19 protein-coding genes are annotated in these 23,282 nt (G+C 44.3%); 16 read left to right on the top strand and 3 right to left on the bottom strand.

Annotation, left to right across the window (positions count from 1 at the left end; genetic code table 11):
* The gene (locus ACYFDN_RS06125) at positions 1-291 is read right to left on the bottom strand and encodes a hypothetical protein (protein ID WP_483510362.1); all 291 of its coding nucleotides are present in this window, start codon (positions 289-291) and stop codon (positions 1-3) included.
* Between the two features lie 270 nt (positions 292-561).
* Between ACYFDN_RS06125 and ACYFDN_RS06120 the strand changes: the two genes are divergently transcribed.
* Positions 562-2,610, top strand: a complete 2,049-nt coding sequence (locus ACYFDN_RS06120) for a methyl-accepting chemotaxis protein (protein ID WP_483510361.1) — start codon at positions 562-564, stop codon at positions 2,608-2,610.
* Here the strand turns inward: ACYFDN_RS06120 and ACYFDN_RS06115 are convergent.
* Positions 2,607-2,870, bottom strand: a complete 264-nt coding sequence (locus tag ACYFDN_RS06115) for a hypothetical protein (protein ID WP_483510360.1) — start codon at positions 2,868-2,870, stop codon at positions 2,607-2,609. The genes ACYFDN_RS06120 and ACYFDN_RS06115 overlap by 4 nt on opposite strands.
* A 188-nt stretch (positions 2,871-3,058) precedes the next feature.
* Here ACYFDN_RS06115 and ACYFDN_RS06110 point away from each other — a divergent pair, with 188 nt between their 5' ends.
* From ACYFDN_RS06110 to ACYFDN_RS06080, 7 genes are all read left to right on the top strand, one after another.
* Positions 3,059-4,801 carry an ABC transporter substrate-binding protein gene (locus ACYFDN_RS06110; RefSeq protein WP_483510359.1) on the top strand — a complete coding sequence of 581 codons (1,743 nt, stop codon included), beginning with the start codon at positions 3,059-3,061 and terminating at the stop codon, positions 4,799-4,801.
* 144 nt (positions 4,802-4,945) lie between these two features.
* Positions 4,946-6,376: a Wzz/FepE/Etk N-terminal domain-containing protein gene (locus ACYFDN_RS06105; RefSeq protein WP_483510358.1), complete on the top strand. Its 1,431-nt coding sequence runs from the start codon at positions 4,946-4,948 to the stop codon at positions 6,374-6,376.
* Between the two features lie 13 nt (positions 6,377-6,389).
* Positions 6,390-7,472 (top strand): glycosyltransferase, encoded by a 1,083-nt coding sequence (locus ACYFDN_RS06100; RefSeq protein ID WP_483510357.1) that lies wholly within the window; start codon positions 6,390-6,392, stop codon positions 7,470-7,472.
* A 10-nt stretch (positions 7,473-7,482) separates the two neighbouring features.
* The gene (locus tag ACYFDN_RS06095; RefSeq protein ID WP_483510355.1) at positions 7,483-9,294 is read left to right on the top strand and encodes a sugar transferase; all 1,812 of its coding nucleotides are present in this window, start codon (positions 7,483-7,485) and stop codon (positions 9,292-9,294) included.
* 318 nt (positions 9,295-9,612) lie between these two features.
* Complete coding sequence (locus ACYFDN_RS06090) at positions 9,613-9,963, top strand: hypothetical protein (protein ID WP_483510354.1); 351 nt, start codon at positions 9,613-9,615, stop codon at positions 9,961-9,963.
* A gap of 112 nt (positions 9,964-10,075) precedes the next feature.
* Positions 10,076-10,396 (top strand): hypothetical protein, encoded by a 321-nt coding sequence (locus ACYFDN_RS06085; protein WP_483510352.1) that lies wholly within the window; start codon positions 10,076-10,078, stop codon positions 10,394-10,396.
* A 142-nt stretch (positions 10,397-10,538) separates the two neighbouring features.
* On the top strand, positions 10,539-11,084 hold the full coding sequence (locus ACYFDN_RS06080) for a sugar O-acetyltransferase (RefSeq protein WP_483510351.1): 546 nt from the start codon (positions 10,539-10,541) through the stop codon (positions 11,082-11,084).
* Between the two features lie 69 nt (positions 11,085-11,153).
* Here ACYFDN_RS06080 and ACYFDN_RS06075 read toward each other — a convergent pair whose 3' ends face one another.
* The gene (locus tag ACYFDN_RS06075; protein WP_483510350.1) at positions 11,154-11,810 is read right to left on the bottom strand and encodes a class I SAM-dependent methyltransferase; all 657 of its coding nucleotides are present in this window, start codon (positions 11,808-11,810) and stop codon (positions 11,154-11,156) included.
* A gap of 235 nt (positions 11,811-12,045) precedes the next feature.
* Here ACYFDN_RS06075 and ACYFDN_RS06070 point away from each other — a divergent pair, with 235 nt between their 5' ends.
* From ACYFDN_RS06070 to ACYFDN_RS06035, 8 genes are all read left to right on the top strand, one after another.
* Positions 12,046-12,384 (top strand): zinc ribbon domain-containing protein YjdM, encoded by a 339-nt coding sequence (locus ACYFDN_RS06070; RefSeq protein WP_483510348.1) that lies wholly within the window; start codon positions 12,046-12,048, stop codon positions 12,382-12,384.
* 581 nt (positions 12,385-12,965) lie between these two features.
* Complete coding sequence (locus ACYFDN_RS06065) at positions 12,966-14,876, top strand: methyl-accepting chemotaxis protein (RefSeq protein WP_483510346.1); 1,911 nt, start codon at positions 12,966-12,968, stop codon at positions 14,874-14,876.
* Between the two features lie 221 nt (positions 14,877-15,097).
* Positions 15,098-15,460 carry an STAS domain-containing protein gene (locus ACYFDN_RS06060; RefSeq protein WP_483510344.1) on the top strand — a complete coding sequence of 121 codons (363 nt, stop codon included), beginning with the start codon at positions 15,098-15,100 and terminating at the stop codon, positions 15,458-15,460.
* A 21-nt stretch (positions 15,461-15,481) separates the two neighbouring features.
* Entirely contained in the window at positions 15,482-16,306 is an 825-nt protein-coding gene (locus ACYFDN_RS06055; protein WP_483510343.1) for an OmpA family protein, read from the top strand.
* Between the two features lie 10 nt (positions 16,307-16,316).
* Entirely contained in the window at positions 16,317-18,455 is a 2,139-nt protein-coding gene (locus ACYFDN_RS06050; RefSeq protein ID WP_016400562.1) for an SLBB domain-containing protein, read from the top strand.
* A gap of 40 nt (positions 18,456-18,495) precedes the next feature.
* Positions 18,496-19,194, top strand: coding sequence for a P-loop NTPase family protein (locus tag ACYFDN_RS06045; protein WP_016400561.1), 699 nt, complete (start codon positions 18,496-18,498; stop codon positions 19,192-19,194).
* 1 nt (position 19,195) lies between these two features.
* Positions 19,196-20,125: a phosphate/phosphite/phosphonate ABC transporter substrate-binding protein gene (locus ACYFDN_RS06040; RefSeq protein ID WP_483510341.1), complete on the top strand. Its 930-nt coding sequence runs from the start codon at positions 19,196-19,198 to the stop codon at positions 20,123-20,125.
* 31 nt (positions 20,126-20,156) lie between these two features.
* On the top strand, positions 20,157-23,273 hold the full coding sequence (locus ACYFDN_RS06035; RefSeq protein ID WP_483510340.1) for a PAS domain S-box protein: 3,117 nt from the start codon (positions 20,157-20,159) through the stop codon (positions 23,271-23,273).
* Positions 23,274-23,282: the final 9 nt, after the last annotated feature.

Raw genomic sequence — 23,282 nt, 5'->3', positions numbered from 1 at the left:
TCACACCATTATGGCGATGATGCTGCCAACTGTGCCAATGGCTTTTAATACTTGTCCTGCGGTGTAGGCGCCATCATCGTTGTCTTTAACTTCGTTGGGTTTGTCCATGCCTAAGGCACCGTAAGCAAAAGATTTAACGGCGTTGTCTTCTGGCTCGTTTGGTTTTTGGGTTGCGGTTTGCTCTGTAGTATTTGTTGGCGGCAGTGGGGCTTTAACTGCTTTAGCTTGTTGCGCAGCTGCTTGCGCCTTGTAGGCGTTACTTGCCGAGCTATTAATCGATGATAAAGACATTGCGTCATTCCCAATAAATTCCCTTTACAGTCATTTTATCGGCAGAGCTTGCGAGGAGTTAAGCAATAGTTTTAGCTTTTATAGTATCCGAGGTTGTTTATTTTTAACCAGTAATATCAAAAGCTTAAAACCAACAAGTAAAGCCTATATCAACTGAGAAACAATTGTTGATCCTATCCATAAAATAGCCGAATTGTTATTGCTGAAAATGTTTACCCTCGTTAACGTCAATAACCACTACGGAAAGTATTGTTGGTTATGGGGTACAGCATGGTAGAACGATTTAACTATTTCAATCGCTTGAGAAAAATGTCGATTTCGCGGCAAGTGGTTACGGTGGTAGCGGTCATTGCTAGTACTTTTGTTACAGCAATTCTTATTGCCATTGTGGGCTTAAATAATATTCAAAGCCGCAACCAAACCTTAGCAACACAATCCCTGGTGGCCTTACAAAATGCTTCTGAGGTAGAAGCCGCATACTTACAAATGAACCATTTGGTTCTGGCAATTCTCACCTCGAATAATCAACAACAATTGGATGACCTGTACCAAGGCTGGCAACAACAGCGCGATGCTACAGAGTCTTTATTAGAGCGAGCTATCGCCGGCTCAACTGCTCAACAACAAACGTCTATTATTGCTAGTTTCTCTGCTTCTAAGTCTATGGTGCACCAGTTAGACAAGGAGTTGGTGGCGGTATACCAAGCGTTATCACAAAGCTATAGCGAAGCCGACGAACTGACTAAATTGTTTAATCAGTTTATTTTGCAATCTACCGAGCTGTATAACGACATGGGGTATCAGGTTGAACCTTACGCCTTGGAAGATCAGTATATTCGCGATATCTACCGAACGTATATGGCCGCCTCGCAACGCGTTCAGCTTAAGGCATTTGAGTTGGTGTCGGTAAACGATCCAAATGCGGTGAACAAAATACTCGCAACTATTCGCTCCAGCACTACTCGTTTAAGCACTAGCTTTGAAGATTTAAGCTTTGAAGTGGAATCGATTAACAGTCACGCCGATATTCAAAGTAACTGGGCATTCTTTATTAAGCATGTGCAGCAGCCTCAAGGCTTGTTATCACGGATACTTGAAAACAAACGAAACATTCAGCAAGTCGGCTTAAAACGTACCGAGTTAGAAAGCGAAATCGAAAAACAAATTACCGCACTTAGGCAGTTAGTAAGCACTATTGATAGCCAAACCGATACGATGGTTAACGAGGCAGAAAGCCTGGTGACAAAGGTAAGCATTAGCGCCAGCGTTGCCGGTTTTATAGCCTTATTGGTTGCAGTTGCTGCGTGTATTTCGATTAGTCGTTTAATCAAACGACCGATAGATGATTTGGCTAAGGTTACACAGGCAATGGCCAAAGGGGATTTTACCTTACATATGCAACATCACTGGAATGGTGAATTTGCCAAAGTAGCAGGCTGGGTGAATGAAGTTGCCGAGAATACCAACCGCTCTTTAAGCGAAATTGCACAAGTGACTAACGAACTAGAAACCATGGCTAATAGCAATGCCAATATAACTGGTGAAATTAAAGGCAAAAACGACCATCAGAATACCAGTTTAGCTAGCGTTGGTAGCGCCATTACACAAATGGCGAATGCCAGCCAAGAGATTGCCACCATTGCTAGTGATTCCTTCCATCAAACGGAAAGTGCAGACAATCGTTTAAAAAGCGGTACCAGCGTTATGCAGCAAAACCAGCAAACTATTCAAGCCTTGCAGCAGCATATTTACAGTACTCATGGGGCTATGGAGAGTTTGTTAAGTGATGTGCAAGACGTTAAATCGGTATTGGAAGTTATTCAGTCCATTGCCGATGCCACCAACTTGCTGGCGTTAAACGCAGCGATTGAAGCGGCAAGGGCTGGCGAGTATGGCCGCGGGTTTTCGGTAGTAGCCGACGAAGTAAGGTTGTTGTCTATGCGTACTGGCGAGCAAACGAAGCAAATTGCCAAAGTAATGGCCCGGCTAGAAGAGCAAGCAAGCACGTCTATGGAGCTAATGGACGAAAGCCGTAGCAAAATGGGTGATACCGTGAGCTTAAATAATCAATTATCTGAGGCGATTTCAGAGGTAGGTGAAGATATTCAGCAGCTTAGGGATATGTCTCACAGCATTAGTACTGCTACCGAGCAGCAGCGCGAAGGAGCTAGCAGTATCACCAAGGAAATGGCTTTATTAGCTCAACAAGCGAAAGAAAACAGCCAAACATTAGATACCCTAGCTGCTGAAGGCCAGCGCTTAAACGCGCTGTCAAATCAGCAAGAAAGTAACGTTGGTCGCTTTAAGCTAGCAAGCTAAAAATGCTTGCTAAGCTCTTCATCACTTAAGTTAGATACATCCCATTGGCATAAGCTAAGCATCGATTGCAGTGCAGCTTGGGCCAATGGGCTATGGCTATGCAGCGCCTGTTGTTTTGTGTGTTTGGCCATGGTGGCAGGAGAGGCTGCAGCCACTAGCTTATCACTGGCTTTGTCTTTAACTTGCGCGCTGTTCAAATGGTTTATGTTTTTGCGATAGTGCATAAGCTGTTGATTGGCTTTAAGTTCTAGGCTAGTCATTGTTTTCCTCTAAGAGCTGTTGTTAAACACAAGGCTATTTTGCGCCCATTAAGCGGAATGAAAAACAGATGATCTTTGGATTTTAATTTCCTTATATTGTCTTTACATGTAGTTTTCTGCCATTTTTCTGAGGTTTTTTCTAAATAAAGCTAAAATGAGGAAGTTGTTTCGATAAATGAGGTAGGATTTTGCAGGCGATTAAACTACTAAGGTACTACTTAAAGCTTACTAAGTTTGGCACCAAAGAACCGGTTAAGCTGGCTTTGGCCGATATTGCAGAGGCGGTAAGCACTAGCCCACGACATGCCCGAACTTTGCTAAAACACATGGCCGAGCTTGGGTGGCTTAATTGGCAGCCAAGTGTTGGTCGCAACCAGCGCTCACATTTGAGTTTGTTGTTTAGCGAAGCCGATCTAAAGCAACATTTGGCTAAGGCACAAATTGATTCTGGAGATTATAGCGCTGCGTTAGCCCTACTAGACGATGACCAACAATGGTTTGGCCGGCTACTTATTGCTACTTCTGGTGCTAGCCATCGAGATGGTTCTCTTAATCTGCAACTAACCTATTCGCGGCCTTTTTCGGCTGTATTACCTCACTTGTTGCTACGTAATAGTGAGCGTTATTTGCTGCGGCAGCTGTATGCTAATTTGGTTAGGTGCGACGCCGAGGGGAACATTCATGCAGACTTAGCCCATCATTGGCAGTGTGATGAGTCCTTCAAGGTTTATCGCTTTTACTTGCGACCACAGCTGCAATTTCACGATGGCAGTGTAATCGATGCCCATGCTGTTGCCGCCTTGTTTAATACGCTGCAAACTAATGCCCAATATCAACATGAACTAAGCCATGTCACTGGTGTTAAGGCGGCTAACGCCTTAACGGTAGAATTTACCTTAGCCAGCAGTGACCAGGGCTTTGCTGGCCTATTGGCAGACCCAAAGTATGCCATTCAACCTGCGTTGCAACTTAGCCAAACAGGGGAGAGCAGTAAGCAAGTGATTGGTTCTGGCCCCTTCACGTTAATTGCCCACAATAGTCAGCGGATCCATTTGCAGGCAAATTCTAGCTATCATGGTTATCGCGCTTTGCCCGACGAAGTGAGCATTTGGTTTGTCGCTAAAAGTTCGGCTGCAAAAGAGGGCCAGTACGCTTTTACCAGCAATGATCAAAGCCAGCCTCAACATCTACAACAACGTTTAGAATTTGGCTGCCAATATCTGCTGTTTAATCAACAGCGGCAAACACTTAACTACAGCCAAAGGCGCTGGCTATCAAGCTATTTGCAGCCCGAAGCACTTTTGCTTGCAGCAGAAAAAAGTTTACAAAGTATGGCCGTAGAGCCTGCTTTTAGTTTGTTAGATATTTGGCCAGACTGTTTTAGTTTGGCTGCAGAGAGCGTCCCGCTACCCAACGAGCTTAGCATTGGCTTTTATCAACATGATGATTTGCAATTGTACGCCGAAACCATTGCCAAGTTGCTTAATCAAGTAGGCGTAAGCACTCAACTAACAGCGTATTCCTATGCCGAATTAAACCATGTTGCTAGACAAAATACGTTAAGCCAAGACCTGATAGTGACAAGTTACAACTTAGACGATAACCGACCAGCATCGGCGTTTCGGTGGTTGTTTAACGACCCGATTATTAAGCATTGTGTCGGCAGCGATAATTGGCAATGGATGCAAGCCCAGCTTAGTGACGTTCGTGAAACCTCCGCGCTGCAAGACTACTTCAGCAAGATGACGCCATTGGCCAATACCTTAGTAAGTGAATATTGGTGTTTGCCCTTGTTTCACCATTGGCAATCGTTGCGTTTTCAAAACGTGTTGCAAGGCGTTGCGATGACAGATTGGGGCTGGCCACAAATTAAAGATGTATGGACCTCACAACAGTTTTCTAAAGCTGAGTCGCTCAAATTTAGCTGTTAATTCAGCCATTCCAAGGAGGTTGTTGCAAAATGCAAGTTCACCACCTTGTCTAAAGTGAAAGTGATTTTAAGTTGCTGATTATTAATAAATAAAAATCTTGGTATGAAATTCGCTATTCAACACTTGAATCAAGTGGAGAATGTAATGGGCGAATTATTACCAAGAGTTTATTTAATCGTTGATGCGCTATGGCGCAGACGTTATCTAATTGTCTTGCCAATACTTCTGATGCCAGTGACGGGAGCACTCGTATCAATGTTTACCGACAAGCAGTATGCCTCGCATACCAGTATGTTGGTGCAAGAAACCGCCAGCTTAAACCCATTTCTCGAAGACTTAGCCGTGTCGGCCAACGTAGAAGGGCGCATGGAAGCGTTAACCACGTTACTGCACAGCCGCCACGTATTGAGCGAAGTAGCGATTGAACAAGGTTTGATGTTTGAAACCGACAGCGCCAGCAAAAAAGAGCAAGTGATTAATCGATTGTCGGCTTCGTTAAGCGTTCGTCAGGTTGGTAAAGATCTCATTCGCATCGACTATAAATCGCCTAATCCTCAGGGCATGAGTCAGTTATTAGAAACCGTTTCTAAGCACTTTGTAGAGCAATTACTAGCGCCAGAACGTTCGTCAATTAAAGAGTCTGAGCGCTTTTTGCGAGAGCACTTAAGCCTAAGCAGCATGGAGCTAGAAGAAGCCGAAGAAGCACTGGCAATTTACCGCACCCAACATGCCGATGCATTACCAGAGCAGCATTCTGCGAACATTGAGCGTTTATCGCAAGTTCGCCAACGCCTTATTGAACGAGAAGCGGAGCTAGCGGGTGCTAAACAAAGTTTAGGTAGCATCGATCAACAATTGTCGCGCACCAACCCAGTATTAACCCGTTTAGAAGAACAAATAGTGCTTAACCGCGCCGAGTTAGCCACCTTGATGTCACGCTACACCGAAGGTCACTCAAAAGTTCTCGCGGTTAAACGGGTATTGCGTCATTTAGAAGAAGAGCGAGCTCAAGTATTAGCGCATCCCGAATCGGCAGTCAGTAACCACGACAGTTCGGCTTTATTGCAGCAGCAAATTTCTATTACCGAGTCTAATGGCGAAATGCTGATTGTGCAGGTTGAAGCCTTAATGATTGCCCGCCAACGCGTAGACGCATTGGCCGAAGAAGTCTCGCAATTACGCAGTTTAGCGTCTTCTTTACAGCGCCAAGTGGGATCGGTGGGTGAGCAAGAGAAGCAGTTGCGAATTCTAAACCGTAACCTGCGGGTTAAGCGTAGCCTTTATGAAAATTTACTCACTCGCTATGAGATGGCGCAAGTAACCGGTGCGCTTGGCGTATTTGAACAGTCTGATCGGATCAAAATTATCGACCGCCCTTACACACCCAGTGGCCCTTCAACCTTACCTTTGTGGATGTTTGTTGTTGCTGGTTTAGTGGGAGGCATAGCCATAGGAATTAGCTTAGCGGTGATTGCCGAGCTCACAGACTCAAGCTTACGCACCATTAAAGAAATTGAAGACATCGCAGGCGTATCGGTATTAAGCCGCATTCCGCCGCTTAAAGAATCGCATTAAAGAGGATGACCCAATGAGTATTTGGATCCAAGTAGTACAACACTTACAACCTGGCGGCATCGAAACTATGGCGCTTGACCTACAGCGCATGGAAGAAGCGCATGAGCAAGGCATTATCATTTCTTTAGAAGGTACTAAAGAAGAAGCCTTAGCCGCATGGCCTCGTTTGATTCCTTTTGCCGACCGCCTAATGTTTTTAAACAAGCCAGCTGGTTTTAGCTGGAAAACCTTGTGGAAACTTACCAACTTGTTTCGCCGCTGGGCGGTGCCAGTGGTGCACACTCATCACATTGGGCCGCTCATCTATGGTGGTATTGCTGCACGTTTAGCCAGGGTTAAGGTGGTTATTCATACCGAGCACGACGCCTGGCATTTGCGCCAGCAGCGTCGTCGCATTTTGCAAGGTGCAATTCTTAAATGGGTTAAACCGATGCTAGTGGCCGATGCCAATTTGGTAGCTGGTGAACTAAAAACTGCCTTAGGTGTAACCGACGAAAATGTACAAGTGATTAAAAACGGCATCGACACTCACAGTTTTACCCCCGGCAATAAACTCACCGCTCGCGAGGCCTTAGGATTACCTAATAACTGCCAAATAATTGGATGTGCAGGGCGTTTAGAAGTAGAGAAAGGCCAAGCCGTATTAATTGAGGCGCTGCCATTTTTACCTGCCGATGTGCACTTGGCCTTTGCCGGAGACGGCAGCCAACGCCAAGGTTTAGAGCAATTAGTAGATAGTTTGCACCTTAGCCATCGGGTACATTTTTTAGGCGCACTAGATTGTATGCCGCGCTTTTACCAAAGTTTAGATTTGTTTTGTTTACCGTCTTATTTTGAAGGTTTGTCGCTGGTTATTTTAGAAGCACAAGCCTGTGAAGTACCAGCAGTGGTGACTAATGTAGGTGCCTCTACCGAAGCCTTGTGCCCGCGCACTGGCACAGTGGTAGAGCCAGGTTCTGCGTTTGCTATGGCGCAAGCTTTAGAGCTTAAGCTCGAAAAACCGAGTAGCGGAAATCCACGCCAATTTGTTAAGCAGTCGGGCGATTTACGCACTACCGCACGCAATTACGCGGCCTTACGCCACCGTTTCTTATAAGGGGATAATCATGAACGCATTAATTTATGTAACCTTAATCGCAATGTTCTTGGTGGTTTATCATCACGCTTTATATCCTTTGTTGTTAAAGCTTTTGAGCAAAGACAAAACGCAAAATTCCGAGGATGAAATTCAAAGCGTTGCGCGCAAATATCACCAACGCGAGCAAGACCAGCAATTGCCCAGCATAGAGTTACTTATTCCTGCTTATAACGAGCAAGACTACATTGCGGCAAAGCTGATTAACCTCGCTACCTTAGATTACCCCGAAGACCGCTTAAGCATTAAAGTGATATGCGATGGCTGCAGCGACGATACCGCCAGCGTGGCAAGAGCGTGTTTAGAAGACTTAACGTTTTGCAGTTTTTCCATAGAAATATGTGAACAGCTGCAGAACCAAGGCAAAGTGGCTGTGCTTAACCAGCACATTTCGCAAAGCAAAGCGGATATTGTGGCACTGTCTGACGTATCAGCGCTTATTTCGGTAGACGCAATGTTAATTGCAGCTCAGCATTTTGGCCAACCGCAAGTTGGCGTAGTGTGTGGTTACTATCATCTACTAAGCCCTGGTTCGGTAGGTGAGCAGGCTTACTGGAATTACCAACGCGAAGTGAAACGTTGTGAGGCAAACATGGGCGCACCTTTGGGCGCTCATGGCGCATTTTATTTGATTAAAAAGTCTCTTTTTAGAGTAATGCCAGACGACACCATTAACGATGATTTTGTGATTCCAATGGACATAGTCGCCCAAGGCTACAAGGCTGTTTACGAACCAAACATTCGCGCATTAGAGCTCGAACACGCCGCCGACAGCCAAGATCGCAGCCGCAGAAAGCGCATTGGAGCGGGCAACTTACAGCAACTCATTCGTCTTCGTCATATGTTGCTACCGCGTTTTAAAGGGGTGGCCTTTACCTTCTTCTCAGGCAAAGCCTTACGAGTAACCATCCCTGTATTTATGCTCACCAGCTTTTTTGGGGCCATGGTGTTAGCTGCGCAATCTGCAGTATTTGCAGTGTTATTTGCTTTGCAGGTTGTGGCTTACAGTTTAGCGATGTTGCCGCGCTTTATGCCTAATGCAAAACTACCAAACGCAATAGGCAGCCTAAATTATTTAGTAGAAGGGCACTTTTCTAGCATGATGGGCTGTGTAGATTACCTCCTTAAAAAGCTACAGCGTCGCTACTTAAGTGGCTTTGTAAGCCCCTTAGTTGCAGTAGGTAAAAGGCTATTTGACGTGCTGGGGGCAACACTATTGCTGTTGGTATTTAGTCCCTTATTTCCCTTGGTGGCATTAGCCATAAAGCTGGATAGTAAAGGGCCGGTTTTCTACCAGCAAACCCGAGTAGGTTTAATGTCTGACAATGTAGTGCAGCTGTTCGACATTTTTAAGTTTAGAAGTATGCGGGCCGATGCCGAATCTGGCATTGGTGCCGTTTGGGCGGCAAAGCAAGACAAACGCATTACTCGAGTGGGGCGGTTTTTACGTAAAACCCGAATTGATGAATTACCCCAACTCATCAATGTACTTAAAGGCGAAATGTCTTTGGTTGGGCCACGACCAGAGCGCCCAGTTTTCTATCAAACGCTAGAAAACTCCATTCCTTTTTATAGTGAACGCACTGTGGGTGTAAAACCCGGCATTACCGGTTTAGCGCAGGTAAACTTGGCCTATGATTGCTCAATCGAAGACGTTAAACAAAAGCTCGCTTACGATCATTGCTACGCATTAAGCCTTAGTCAATGCAGTTCTTGGTTATACCAAGATATAAGCGTACTGCTTAAAACGGTGTGGGTAGTACTAGCGGGAAAAGGGCAATAGAGGCTGACACTTATTACTAAGAAGCAAGTTTGATTGGCTGTTGCTTTTTGCGCCGATAAGCAACTTCCTATTTTTGCCAAATAAAAAGTTTAATCTTTGCGCGTTTATCCTTGAGGTGGAAAAATTTAAGGCTTAGTATCAGCTACTTAGCTTAGTGTTGAATTAGATAATAGGTTTGTTAACTGTGCATGCGCGTTTTGCCCAAAAGTGTATTGAACCTCATTGTTGTTTCTTCTCTAAATTTAAAGGATTAAGTATGCGCGTGTTCACTGGTCTCATGAGGTAAACGCGCATGCGCAATATACAAATGTTATGTGTATGAATAAGTCTGAAGCATTATCAAAAATTAAAGCAGCACTAACTAGAGATGCACAAGTCATTACCCCAAAAGGTGAAACTTATGAAGACTTCGTTAAAACGCTGTCTAAAGATTTGTTGGCAAGTGTCATAGTTCCTGTGGAAGCACAGGTTGTATCTACATGTGCAAAAAATGGTGACTTTGAAAGGTATAAAAACTCTAAGATTTGGGCTATTGCAAAAAGTAAAGGTAGCTGGCTCCTAACATTAGACAATGAAAATGAATTTGCTTTGGGTTTTGGTGAAGATCCAAATCAAATTATGATGCACGGTTTCTCGTCATCAGATGTACTCGCAGAGTGGTGTACATAATACACATAACAAGTTGCTTAAATGGACAAAAAACAGTTGGCTTTTGCTCATTCATCGCTAATTTTTGCCAACTATTTTGTTGCCGCTTAGCAAAGCGTTAAGTGTCACAATTATGTACAGCTTGAAAGATATTAAAGAAAGATCCGAATCAGAGGATGAGCTAGTTTTAGGCTATACCGATGCAATGGAGCTGCTTCAGCTAGTCGAACAAAATAATACGCAAGTGCATGGCTGGGAAGGCTGGCTTAAATCTGAAGATGGTAAACTTAGCCACTCTCAAAAATATCAGGGAACCAGTGATCTCTCAGCTTTGCCAAACACATCAGCAATATCTCTTATAAGAAGCACTATCATGCAGGCTCATGCAGAGTGGCAAGAAAAGCCGGAAGTAAGCAATGCCAGTTTGTTTTTCTGCATTACTATTAATACCTAGTGAATCAATTGATGTTGCCTCTTAGCTGAACAGCAGCGCGTTTACCGTAGCTGCCGCATAGCTGCATTGGTGTGGCTTGTCCCACTTTTTCATTTTTCCATTTTGCTACAATGGACAGCCGATAATAGCTATTGGAAGTGCAATGAGCGAGTTTGAGAATATGTGTTTAGGGAAGGAGTATGATGCTGATAGTCCTGAACTTGCACAAATTAGAAATAAAGCATTTGAGTTACTCCAACAGATAAATCAACGACAGTTTGAAGCTGCCAAACCTTATGTGGCTCAGCTATTAGCGCATTTAGGTAAGGGCAGTATTATTTGCCCGCCTTTTTTATGTGAATACGGCAAGACCATTTCTGTGGGTGATAATACCTATATTAATATGGGGGTTACGATGCTAGACAACGCCCCTATTAAAATTGGTAGCAATGTACTTATTGGCCCAAATTCGCAGTTTTATACTCCAACTCACCCCTTAGACTATCAGCGCCGTAGAACATGGGAGGTTACGTCTTTGCCAATTACGGTGGAAGATGATGTGTGGATTGGTGGAAATGTTGTTGTTTGCCAAGGCGTAACTATTGGGGCTCGTTCTGTTGTGGCAGCAGGCTCGGTTGTTACAAAAAACGTTGAACCAGATTCACTTGTTGGGGGCATGCCTGCAAAACGCATTAGAGCTCTAGTTTAGTCTCGAACAAGCAATTAACTGTTTAAGAGTACTAAGGGCTCGTCGAGTTTTTTATAATGTGTTTGCTGCTTATTGCGCTCGCTTAAAGGTTAAAATATACCCTTTAAAAACTTCATCAATGTAGTCGGTATGTACGGGTTTGGCATGGCTTGATGTGTAGCCAAACTCGAGCATTTTTGCACTTAACTTACTTTTTCGGCCACGTCCTGGATCTACAATAATTACTTCGCTGGAAGGCTTTGAGTGGTCGTTAATGAAGTTAGCCAGTTGGTCTATATGTTCATTCTCGTAGAGTAAATCGCTACCAATTATCACATCGAACAGCCCTAGGGTGTCGTGTTCATCTGCCCAGCCAACTCTTTCATAGTTTATGCTTTTGTCGCCATTTAGCTTGGTATTTCTGTTGAGAAAGGTTTCAACTTCGGGGTGATAATCGGTGGCGGTAATATCGGCAAGTTGTTTGTTTAACAATAAACTGCTGAGCCCGATACCGCAGCCTACTTCTAATATTCTTTTGGTGCCTGTGTCATAGTCGGCCATGTAGTGGGCGAGCACAAAGCTTGATGGCCAAACTACACCAAATATTGGCCAAGAGGCAGAGCTTATACCGAGCTTTTCGGCAATGCCTGCTGGGTCGTGAAACTCTTGTCTATTGCGTAAGGTGCACAGGTGTATATCGGTTTTTCCAAACTCAACCGTTTGGTAGGATAGGCGTAATTTTGTCATTAGGCTGTCTCAACAAATAAATGAGCGCTAAGCCAGGTATCGGTGATAAATGACAAAACGAAATGTTTTCTCTAGGGTATAGCAGTTTGCCTAAATGGCAATGTATTTAACAAAGTAATCAATATTTTAGTGTTGTTGCGCAATGAAGTTCCGATAAAATTGGTAGTACTTACTCGCTCTTGGCGCGCACGATCAGTATCATGTTTGCTAAGTAAAATTTAAGAAGTTTAAAGAGATGTCATTTCCCGCTTGCCCCAATTGCCAGTCTGAATATGTTTATCAAGATCAAAGCCAGCTTATCTGCCCAGAATGCGCCTTTGAATGGAACCCCGATGAAGTTGCAGAAGCAGAGAAGGTGGTTGTTAAGGATGCCAATGGCACGTTGTTGGCCGAAGGGGATAAAGTTACTTTGGCTAAAGATCTTAAAGTAAAAGGCAGTTCTTTGGTGCTAAAGATTGGCACTAAAGCGGTGATTAAACGCATGGCCAATGGCAAAGATCACCAGTTAGATTGCAAAGTAGATGGCGCTGGCGACATGATGGTAACCGCTCAGTTTGTTAAAAAATCTTCATAGCTTTAGCTAGGGTCTGTTGATCTTTGCTGATGGTTTTTGCAGCAATTTATTAGCCATTTAGGCAAGGCAGTGAGTGTGCAGTTAAGTGGGCTTAATAATCACTCGCTAACGCTGAGTAAATGGCTAATAAATGCTGCCCGAAGGGTTCGGGTAAGCGAACTTTACTCTTTGTTAAGCACTTCTTGCTTAGCCCACTAGGCTTCTAAGTGCTCGCCGCGATTAAAGCCCGCTTATCTCGAGCAAAACTTCAACACCAAAGATCAACAGACCCTAATAGTTCGCTTAGATAAAGGCGCTGTAGGATACTGAAACAGCTTTTACGCTCAATCTATCGGCTGGGCCTTCCTTTTCTGATTTTTCGTGTTTTTGTGCCTTAAGGCTCTTAAGTTGGTAGTGCTATTAAAGCAGTACTTTGTGCTTATTTTGTTCAGTCAACCTAGTGCAATTTAGTGACATACGTGTGTTTTTTTGAAGCCTTTTGTTAGTCGCAAAGCGAAGTTTAATTTTGTTGAAGTACCTAACATTAATCGTTGCCTATTTGTAATACATTAAGTTATAAAATATTACAAAAGGTGAAAAGGATGAATCGCTTTGGCTTTAAATCAAGCTTGTTGTCGGCAATGGCATCTATGCTTGTTTTATCTCTACTTGTAACAAGTTACCTCTCATACACACTGATCAAAGATCAAATAACCGATAGTTTACTTCGTGATATTCATCATACTATTGACCAGAAAACTCAAGAGATTGAAACCTCTTTTCAGCGTACAACCGACGCAGTAACTCAGTTAGCAAAGCTCTATCAGGAAAAGGATATTGGCGATAACCACGTAGCCATGACTGAATATACCGCCCGTTTAGGTGGAGTGTATAAAGTAATTATTGGTTTTGATGATGGGTCGTCGTTTGTTTCTAGGGCTTCTGAGTCGTTTCCTAATGGTGTTGGTCGCTTAGACAAATACGACCCACGTAAACGGCCTTGGTACCAAGCTGCGAAACGTAATAGTGGCTTGTCGTTAAGCGATGTGTTTTTTACTCGTAGTGATGGTGTGCCAATGATGGGGGTAATGCATCCGATTAAAGATGGCATCATTATGGCCGATTTACGTTTTGACCACTTACAAGAACAGTTGAGCTCGTTAGGCGAAATAGCTGGAGCAACGGGCTTGGTATTAGACAAAAGTGGCTTAGTGTTGGCCTCTACCAATGAGCAAGTAAAACAGAAAGACAACATTGCCGATGTTGAAGTGTTTGCCGGCGTTTACCAAAGCCTTATAGGCAAAGAGCAAGCAATACAAACCGCCGAGGTGGGTGGACAAACTACCTTGTTTGTTAGCCAGCAAGTGAAGCTGCTGGGTGATGATGAATGGTACGTAATGATTACGGTCGACGAGGCAACGGCTTTTGCGCCGCTTAAAGCCACAAGCTACAAAATGGCCAGCATTATTGCAGCCGCAACATTGGTGTCGGTGATTATTTTACTGTTTGTGTTAAACCAGCTTTATCAACCGATTATTAAGTTACGCAACTTAGTAACCGAGCTCGGCCAAGGTAGTGGCGATTTAACTCAGCGTTTAGAAGTCAAAACTGATGATGACATTGGCATTATTGCCAAGGGTATCAACGGCTTTATTGCTCAATTGCAAACCATGTTGTTAGAAATAAACGCTGCCCGCTCTAAGCTATCTTCAGGTATAGATACTCTAGACCAGCACAGTAAAAGTAGCAGTGACATTTTGCAGCAGCATACCAACGAGACTACGCAGATTGTTGCAGCCATTGAAGAGTTGTCGAATACCGCAGAATTAGTGGCTGGCAATACCTCAGCCGCGGCTAAATACACCACTGAGGCAAACCAAAGTGGCGAAGACTCGGTCCAAACCATTAAATCTACTCAACAAAAAATTGAAGCCTTAGCCAGTGAAATTCATGAAACCTCTAGCAATGTAGAGAACATGAATAACGAAACTTCGAGTATTCAAAACATTGTAGAGGTGATTGGTAGTATTGCTGAGCAAACCAACTTGCTTGCACTAAATGCTTCTATTGAAGCAGCAAGGGCAGGGGATCAAGGTCGCGGCTTTGCGGTAGTGGCCGACGAGGTGAGAGCCTTAGCAAGCCGTACTCAAAGTAGTACCAGCGAAATAGAGCAGGCCTTAGCCAAGCTTAAGCAAGAAGCCAGCTTGGTGGTATCGTCGATAGGCAGCACCGAACATACTTGTTCAGATACCGTAGAAGAGGCGGATAAAACTTCAACCAGCTTGCAAAAATTGGGTGATTTTATTCATCAAATTAACGAGCTAAATAGCCAGGTTTCTACCTCTGCCAGCGAGCAGAACATTGTGATTCAAGAAATAAACCGGAGCATGCATCAGATTCACGACATGGTTGAAAAGCTAAACAGTGAAGGGCAAAGCCAGCGTAGTGAAACTCAGAATATTGCGGCAATTAACCATGAGTTAGGCACTATGATTAGCCAATTTAAACTTTAGCGTGTTTATGCCATTAAACGCCCAAACCAAGTGCTTGGGCGTTTAACTACTAGGCTGGCAGTCACCCGCAAATTGCAATTTGCGAAATCAGAATACTTCTTAATTTTAAAACCCTCCTTATCACTCTTTTTTATCTCTATCTTTTTGTATTTATTAAATATTTTTAGTTTGGCATAAAACTCGCTTTATCAGTCTTGAAATCAAGAATTGTGGAGCGAATTATGAAAATGCAACTAACTACTTCAAACCAAGGAAACCTTACCGCTTCTATTGTTGGCGCATTTGATGCCGATTCTTGCGCCGAGCATAAAGCAGCCTTCGAAGGTATTTGTGCCGACGCAGCAAGCAAATTGGTGATTGTGAATATGAGCCAAGTAGAGTTTTTAGATGCATCTGGCATTGGCGCCTTGGTATTTATGTTTAAACGCATTAATGCGGCAGGCGGTCAACTAGTGTTACTTGGTGCTCAACAACAGCCTCGAGATTTGCTGGTTATGCTTCGTGTAGACCACATCATTACCATGATTGATACGCTACCTAGCCAAAATCATACCACTGATACTTTACCTTCAATCGCCGCTTAAGCTGAGCTTCAGGAGCCTATTATGCGTAGCATTATCATCCCCGTATTGTTAACCATGACCACAGCTTGTACCGCCTGGCCAGAACAAGGACGCGGTGGTTTTGCCGAGCATCAACACGCTATCTTGGCTTGGATGGACGGTGACACTGGCACTACCGATCTTCGCGAGCTAGGCCCTGAACATGGCCTGCAGTTTGAAGCTGTATTAGTAAAACACCAGTTAGATTTATTGGTGCTTGAAGGGGCAGAGTTATGTTTCCCTGCTTCGGTTACACAAGCACGTATGCAGCAGCAGCGCATTTTGCGCGAACTAGAAGGCGGGCTAACTTTTGATGCCGCCAACGATATTGAAATTCAGCAGCATTTTTTAAGTATGTTGGAAAAACGTTTGGACCGCGTAACCGAGAGTGGTGCTTGCCAAACCGACCGTTTAGGACATATTCAGTCTTCACAATTAATGGTAAGCATTAGCGATGCATTAAACAGCAATAATCAATTTGCTTATGACTCTAGCGAGCTTACGCCTGCTTACCAAGATCAGCTTCGTAATCTAACGCCAATTATCGCAGCCAGTAAGGTCTCGCTAATTATCACTGGGCATAGCGATAGCAAGGGCGATGACAATTACAAACAGCGTTTATCTTTAGCCCGCGCACAGGCCGTAGCCGAGTTTATGACCGAACTAGGCATGAACGAACAGCTAATCGAAGTGGCTGCCGTAGCCGACTCTCAACCGTATTTAGAAGGTAACAGCGATGCTGTTCGCCATTCTAACCGCCGCGTTACCATCAGTGTTATTGATGCTGACAGCAACATCCTCGCTCAGCACGCTTTGCGTGTTAAATAAGGAGCTTGTCATGAAATTCTTTAAATTGTGTAAGTACATAGTGGCAGCATGGATGTTGTTTGGTTTTGTATTAAGTATTGTATTTAGCGCACAAGCTCATGCAGCTAAACCACAAGTGCAAGCGGGTGATGTAGTAAGAATTATTCTCCCTGGAGAAGCCTCGCTTGATAAGAACTTTGAAGTAGGGCGCAACGGCCGTTTAATTTTGCCAGAAGTTGGCCCAATCATGGTGTCGGGCTTTACCGAAGCGCAAATGCAAGAAAAGATTAAGCGCGAATTGTCAAAAGCTTACCGTGATCTTGCTGGCCTAAAAGTATTGTTAGAAGAGCGCCGTATTCGCATTAGTGTGCTGGGCTTTGTGGGCCAACCGGGTGAAGTAGTACTGGCACAAGGTGCTGGTGTGCAAATGGCGATTCAAGCCGCAGGTGGCTTACGTTCTGGTGCGCAATTAGACCGCATGCAACTGCGCCGCGAAAGCTTAGATGAAACACAAGTATTTAACTATAAACGCTACTTAGATTCTGGCGATTTAAGTGTACTGCCAGAGCTTGAGTCTTTAGATGTATTGTTTGTTCCTGCCTCACCTAAAATTGGCAATGTAGCAGTAGATTTTGACCCAAAAGCCTTAAACGATAAAGGGGACGCCGCTGAAGATCGCACTGCAGTAAAAGTATTTGGTGAAGTATATAACCCTGGTAGCTTTTCCTTTAAAGAGTCTGCCTCCTTAGTTGATATGCTAATGCGAGCAGGTGGTGTGACTCGCTACGCCAGTGTTGAACAGATCCGCGTTATCATCAACGGTGACCCACAACTATTTAATTTAAAACGCTATTTAGATACTGGCGATAGCCAGATGATGCCCCGTTTAAGCGCTGGCACCACTATTTTTGTACCTAAGCAAGAAGAAGAGATTAAAGCGGGCGCAAACACCGTGTATGTAATGGGCGAAGTATTTAAGCCCGGTGCTTACGAAGGTAACAAATCTGCTGGCTTTTTAGATGTGCTAGCTAACTCTGGTGGCCCAACCCGTTTTGCCGAAACTCGCCAAATTCGTGTAATTCGTAGCAATGGTTCGGTAGAGCGTTTTGACTTGCAATCTTTTACCGAAGGACGAATCTCTCAGTTACCAGAAATAGCCGCTGGTGATGCGATTTTCATCCCAGAGAAAACCGATTTAAATGAAAAGTCGTGGACTAAAGTATCGCCTAATCGCGCAGTGAAGGTTATGGGTGAAGTTAATCGTCCTGGTCGTTTTGAATGGGCGAACGAGATGAACCTTATGGATTTGTTAGCTCATGCAGGTGGCCCTAAACCCAATGCCGACATGGCTAAAATTACCGTGTTGTTTAGCGATTCAAACGGTAATACTCGTTCGGTTAACTTTGACTTAAACGCTTACCTAAATGGCGAAATTAGCAATAACAGCATGCCACGCATAGTAGCGGGTACCACTATTATGGTGCCGCAATTGCCAGATGATCCAAGCGACAACAAGTCACAATGGGTGCGTCAGCGTTCAGAAGATTCTATCTACGTATTTGGTCAAGTAGTTGCACCTGGTCGCTACCGTTTTGACCCTAGCATGCACTTCCTAGACATTTTAGCAGCAGCCGATGGCCCAGCGGAGCAAGCGGACATTAGCAATGTGCGAATTAGTCATCGCAATGGCAAACACTCTCGTGTGTCTAAATTAGATTTAGCGATGTACTTTGAAACCGGTGATGAGTCCTTACTGCCAAACGTAGTTCCTGGTGATTCTATCTACATTCCAGAAAAAGACCGTAACTGGTTGTCGGAGAAAAAAGAGCGCACCGTGCGCGTACTTGGCTCGGTGAACAAGCCTGGTCGTTACCGCTTTAACGATGACATGACGCTATTAGACTTGTTAGCCGAAGCGGGTGGTGTTGATAACGATGGCTTCCCAGAAAAGATTACCGTAGTTAACTTGTCTTGCTGTAAAGACCAAGCCCGCACCTTCAACTTACTTGAGTTCTCTAAAACCGGTGACTTTGGCATGTTGCCAGTGATTCGCGCTGGCGACACTGTGTATATTCCTTCACGTGAAGAGAGCGGCTGGCATAAGGCCCGCCAAGGCATGGAAGATGTGTTCCGCATTGTCACCATTAGCGCGCTGTTAGGTTTTCTATAAGCCTTTGCACCACTAAATTAGCCGATTACTGGAGTCTTATATGATTAGCTTACCGTCAACTTATCAAGAACTAGAGCGAGTGTATCAACGCTTACCGGTGAAACAGCATTCTTGCATTGGTGTGAGTGCCAGCCAGCCAGAAGAGGGCGTTTCTACCTTAGTTGATGCCATTGCAAGGCGTGCAGCTGGAGCAGGACGAAGTGTACTTGTGGTGGATTTTAACCTACATCATCCCCGTCACTTTGATGTGCCAGTGTTCGATTTAGGTTGGGATCGCGGCAAAGTGCTTGGGGTGATTAAAGACCAACAATCTGGCGTAGATTATCTGCCGGTGCCAATGGACAAAGTGAGCTTAGTGCAGCTAAGAGAACCTGGAGCTATTGAGCAGTGGGTAGAGCAATGGAAGGAAAGTTATCAGCTAGTGTTGTTTGATACCTCGGCGATCAATCAAACCAATAGTGGCAACCTTCACGCCGCTCGAGCTTTATCGGCGTGTGACGCCAGCATTATCACCATGATGGCAGGTGTTACTTCTCGGCCTGCTTTTGAATCGGCCATTAACGATCTTAGCCTTGAAGATATTCGCTTACTCGGGGTTGTGATGAACGATCGTTTTAATCCAAGTTTAAAAAACGAGTTATTGAGAGAAACTTCACGAATTACCGACATGTTTCCTCGTTTCAAGGGGTATCTGCAAAGAATTCTCGTTAACTCTCAACTACTTTCAATAAGGATATGATATGTTTTTCATAATACAAACGGCGAAAGGAAGTCGCGTTCCATTGAGTAAACAGCAACAAGAATTGTTTGAGCTAAAAAGCAAGCAATATAAGGCCAAACGCCGTATGCAAATAAAAGTTACGGTATTGTTAGTATGTTTATTGCTGGTGATTTTTGCCGCTCTTATGTCAAAGGCTGAGGCAAAAACCTATACCTTTGGCATTGTGCCGCAGCAATCTGCTACCCGTTTGGCGCTGCAATGGAGTCCGCTTTTGGAGGCCGTTAGCCAGCATAGTGGTCATCTCTTAGAGTTTAAAACTGCACCAAGTATTGCTGAGTTTGAAAAGCGCCTAGCTCAAGGGCAATACGACTTTGCCTATATGAACCCTTATCATTACCAGGTTTATTCAGATAAACCTGGTTACCAAGCTTTCGCAAAATCAAAAGATAAAAAACTTAGTGGTATTATTGTGGCAAGTAAAGATTCTGATACTACTATCAATAATGTGCGTGACTTAGATTCTCAATCAATGGCTTTTCCTGCACCCAATGCGTTTGCTGCTAGTGTGGTGCTTAGAGGTTACTTAGCTCAACAAGAAATTGATTTTAATCCGTTTTATGTTGGGTCGCATGACTCGGTTTATCGAGCTGTGGCTGCGGGTTTATACCCAGCTGGCGGGGGGATTCCGCGCACTTTTCAAAGCAGCACGGTTAAAGACCAATTACGCATATTATGGGAGTCGCCAGGGTTTACACCTCATGCTATCGCGGCACACCCCAATGTGGAAGCGCCAGTGTTAGCCGCTGTGCAGCAAGCTTTTCTTAGTATGGGGCAAGATGAAGCGCAACAAAGCTTACTTAAAGCCTTAAATATGAAAGGTTTTGTTGCCGCCAAAGACGCCGAGTGGGATGATGTGAGAGAGCTTGGGATAGGCGATACCCACCACTAATAGACCTTAGCAACAAGGATGAAACGACGCGATGACATTTAGCTTTAAGGCAAAAACAGTTCTGGGCGTCGCTTTAATTGAAGCCGTGCTGTTAGGCGTGTTGGTATATAGCAGTATTGGCTGGCTGTATGATTCTAACGAACTGCAAGTTGAGCAGCACAGTAGAATGATGTCCTCTCTGTTTGCTTCTACCACTAAAAACGCCATTATCACTACCGATTTAGCCACCCTAGATAGCCTCACTAGCGAATTTTCTGCACAAAAAGACATTGCCTACGTCATCATCAAAGACCAAAACGATCGTTTGTTATCAAAGGCTGGCGTAGATCCCTTATCTAACCCTAGAGATAACCCCGATTTAGGAGACCATGAGCACAGCGTATTTGTTACCGAAAATGTCGTAGAGATTGGTGGGCGAATATACGGAAACATAGAAATTGGCGTTTATGATCATGGTCTGCATGGCCTAATTTCAGAAGCGAGCTCTTTTGGCGTGAGTATCGCGTTATTGGAAATAGCTTTAGTGGCGCTGTTTTCGTTTTTGTTGGGCTCTTACCTTACTCGCCAGTTGGGCGATTTAAGAGATGCCGCCAAAACTATTACTCAAGTTGGACCGGGTATTCAACTTAAAGTGAAGGGCAAGGATGAGATATCCGAGGTATCAAACGCGTTTAACACCATGTCGGCTGCGCTGGAAAAGTCCCATATCGAGTTTAAGCAAGCCATTGAAACACAAGAAAAGCTAGCCTTAGAGCTTAAGCAAAATCAATCAATTTTAAAGGCAACCATCGCTTCAGCAATGGATGCCGTTATTACCACCGATAGACACGGCCATGTATTAGAATTTAGCCAAAGTGCTGAGCGAATTTTTGGTTATAGCCGAGATGAAATCGTGGGTGAAGAACTTGCGAGTTTTCTGGTACCAGAAGCATTTCGTGAAGCGCACCGCCAAGGCCTTAAGCACTTTAGAAAAACCGGTGAAGCGCCAGTATTAGGTCAGCGCTTAGAGTTACCCGCTATGCATAAAGAAGGACATGAGTTTCTTTCGGAGTTAACGATTAGTTCTGTTGAAGTGGGTGACGATACTGTGTTTACCGCGTTTATGCGTGATATCTCAGATAAAAAACGCACTGAACAAGAGCTGCAATTAGCCGCCGAAGCCTTTGATGCTAACGAAGCCATTTTTATTACCAATCATCACGCTGAAATTGTGCGGGTTAACCAAGCTTTTACCCGTATTACAGGTTATAGCGCTGAGGAAGCCTTAGGGCAGACCCCTTCAATATTAAGTTCTGGCGAGCACGATAAAGCGTTTTTCGACAATATGTGGCAACACCTCAAGCAAGATGGAGTGTGGTCGGGTGAAATTGTTAACCTTCGAAAAAATGGCGAACGTTTACCAGAGTGGTTAAGTATCTCGTCGGTTAAAAATCCAGAAGGTGAAATTACTCATTATGTGGCTCACTTTACTGATTTAAGCGAACAAAAAGCAGTAGAGCAATCACTAGAGCGAGCCAAGCATGATGCAGAAGCCGCAAGCTTAGCTAAAAGCCGTTTTTTAGCTAGCATGAGCCACGAGATCCGCACCCCGTTAAATGCCATTATCAACATGTATCAAATACTTAAAGAAACCGATTTGAGCTTGGAGCAACAGGGCTTTGTAGATACTGGAAATGAGGCCGGACATACACTAATGGCCTTGGTGAATAATGTATTAGATTTTTCTAAAATTGAGGCGGGTCAGTTAGAGTTTAACAACGAATGGTTCTCGGCCACCGATACCTTAGAAAGCATCGTTAAATTATTTAATACCACGGCTCAGCAAAAGGCACTGAAGTTTGAGTTAGATGTGGCGGATGAAATACTGCCTGAGTATTTTGGTGAGCCACTGCGCTTTAGGCAAATTGTATTCAACCTAATGGGGAACGCAGTTAAATTTACCTCCAAAGGCGGAGTGAGCCTGGGGTTAAAAGCAACTCAACCTTATGGTGTAGAGCTTACTGTTAGTGACACTGGTATTGGTATTAGTAAAGAAGATAAAGAGCGCTTATTTGAAGAGTTTTATCAAGTGGATAGCGGCGCTACCAAGCGCTATTCCGGTACCGGATTAGGCTTAGCAATTACCCGTCAACTAGTTGAGAAGATGGGCGGTGAGGTGAGCGTAGAAAGCGAGGTAGGGCGCGGCACTACTTTTACAGTGAATCTGCCCTTTAGAGGTCGCCATGCACCTGTTATCCAATTAGACGATATGGCGGAACAAGCAGAGCCTGAGCAATCTGTAGTAGAAGATGCCAGAGTACTGTTGGTTGAAGACAGCGCAATGAACCGTGCGGTAGTGACTCAAGTACTGAAAGATTTTGTTAAAGAGTTAAGCTGCGCTGAAAATGGTCAAATTGCTGTTGAGCTTTGCGAGCACAATGAATACGACGTGATCCTTATGGACATGGCAATGCCCGTAATGGATGGCTTAGCTGCAACTCGTGCCATTCGAGCAGCCAGTGGGCCTAATCAAGAAACCCCGATTTTGGCGATGACTGCCAATGCCTTTGCCGAAGATAAACAAGCCTGTTTTTCTGCAGGTATGAACGATTTTATCACTAAGCCTATCGACATCCCCTTGTTAAGGGCTAAACTGGTTCAGTGGTATAGCGAAGCACCAATTCGCTCGCAGCTCAGTGAGCCACTTATATCAACGATACCAGAGCAAAGAACAGTTAGTGCTCATGCTGATAAACCTAAGGCGAACTTGCATGTTGTTTCAGAGACAAAAACAGCAGCGGTGCCAGAACAAGACTTAAGTGTGTTGGTTGATAAAAAAGTGCTCGAGCAGTTGGTAATAGATGCCGGAACAGAGGCACTACCGTTGATGCTTTCTTTGTTGTATCAAGAAACTGAGCAGCAGAGGATAACCATAAAACAAGCTTTTGAAGAGCAGCTTTTTGACGACGTAGCATTAGCCGCTCATACCCTAAAAGGCAATGTAGCCACTTTTGGTGGCGAGCGTTTGAGGCAACTAGCACTAGCGATTGAAATAGCCGGTAAAGCATCGGACGCAGAAGCATTAGCCAATACTGTGCCGCAGTTAGACAATGCCGTAGAGCAAACAATTAACGCCATTAAACAGTTTGAAAAAACAGTGTGCGCTTAAGGAGAAGCC

The sequence above is a fragment of the Agarivorans sp. D1326 genome, assembly GCF_056958115.1.
Note: the sequence above shows the minus strand (reverse complement) of the source record. Positions and strands in the feature narration are given on the sequence as shown.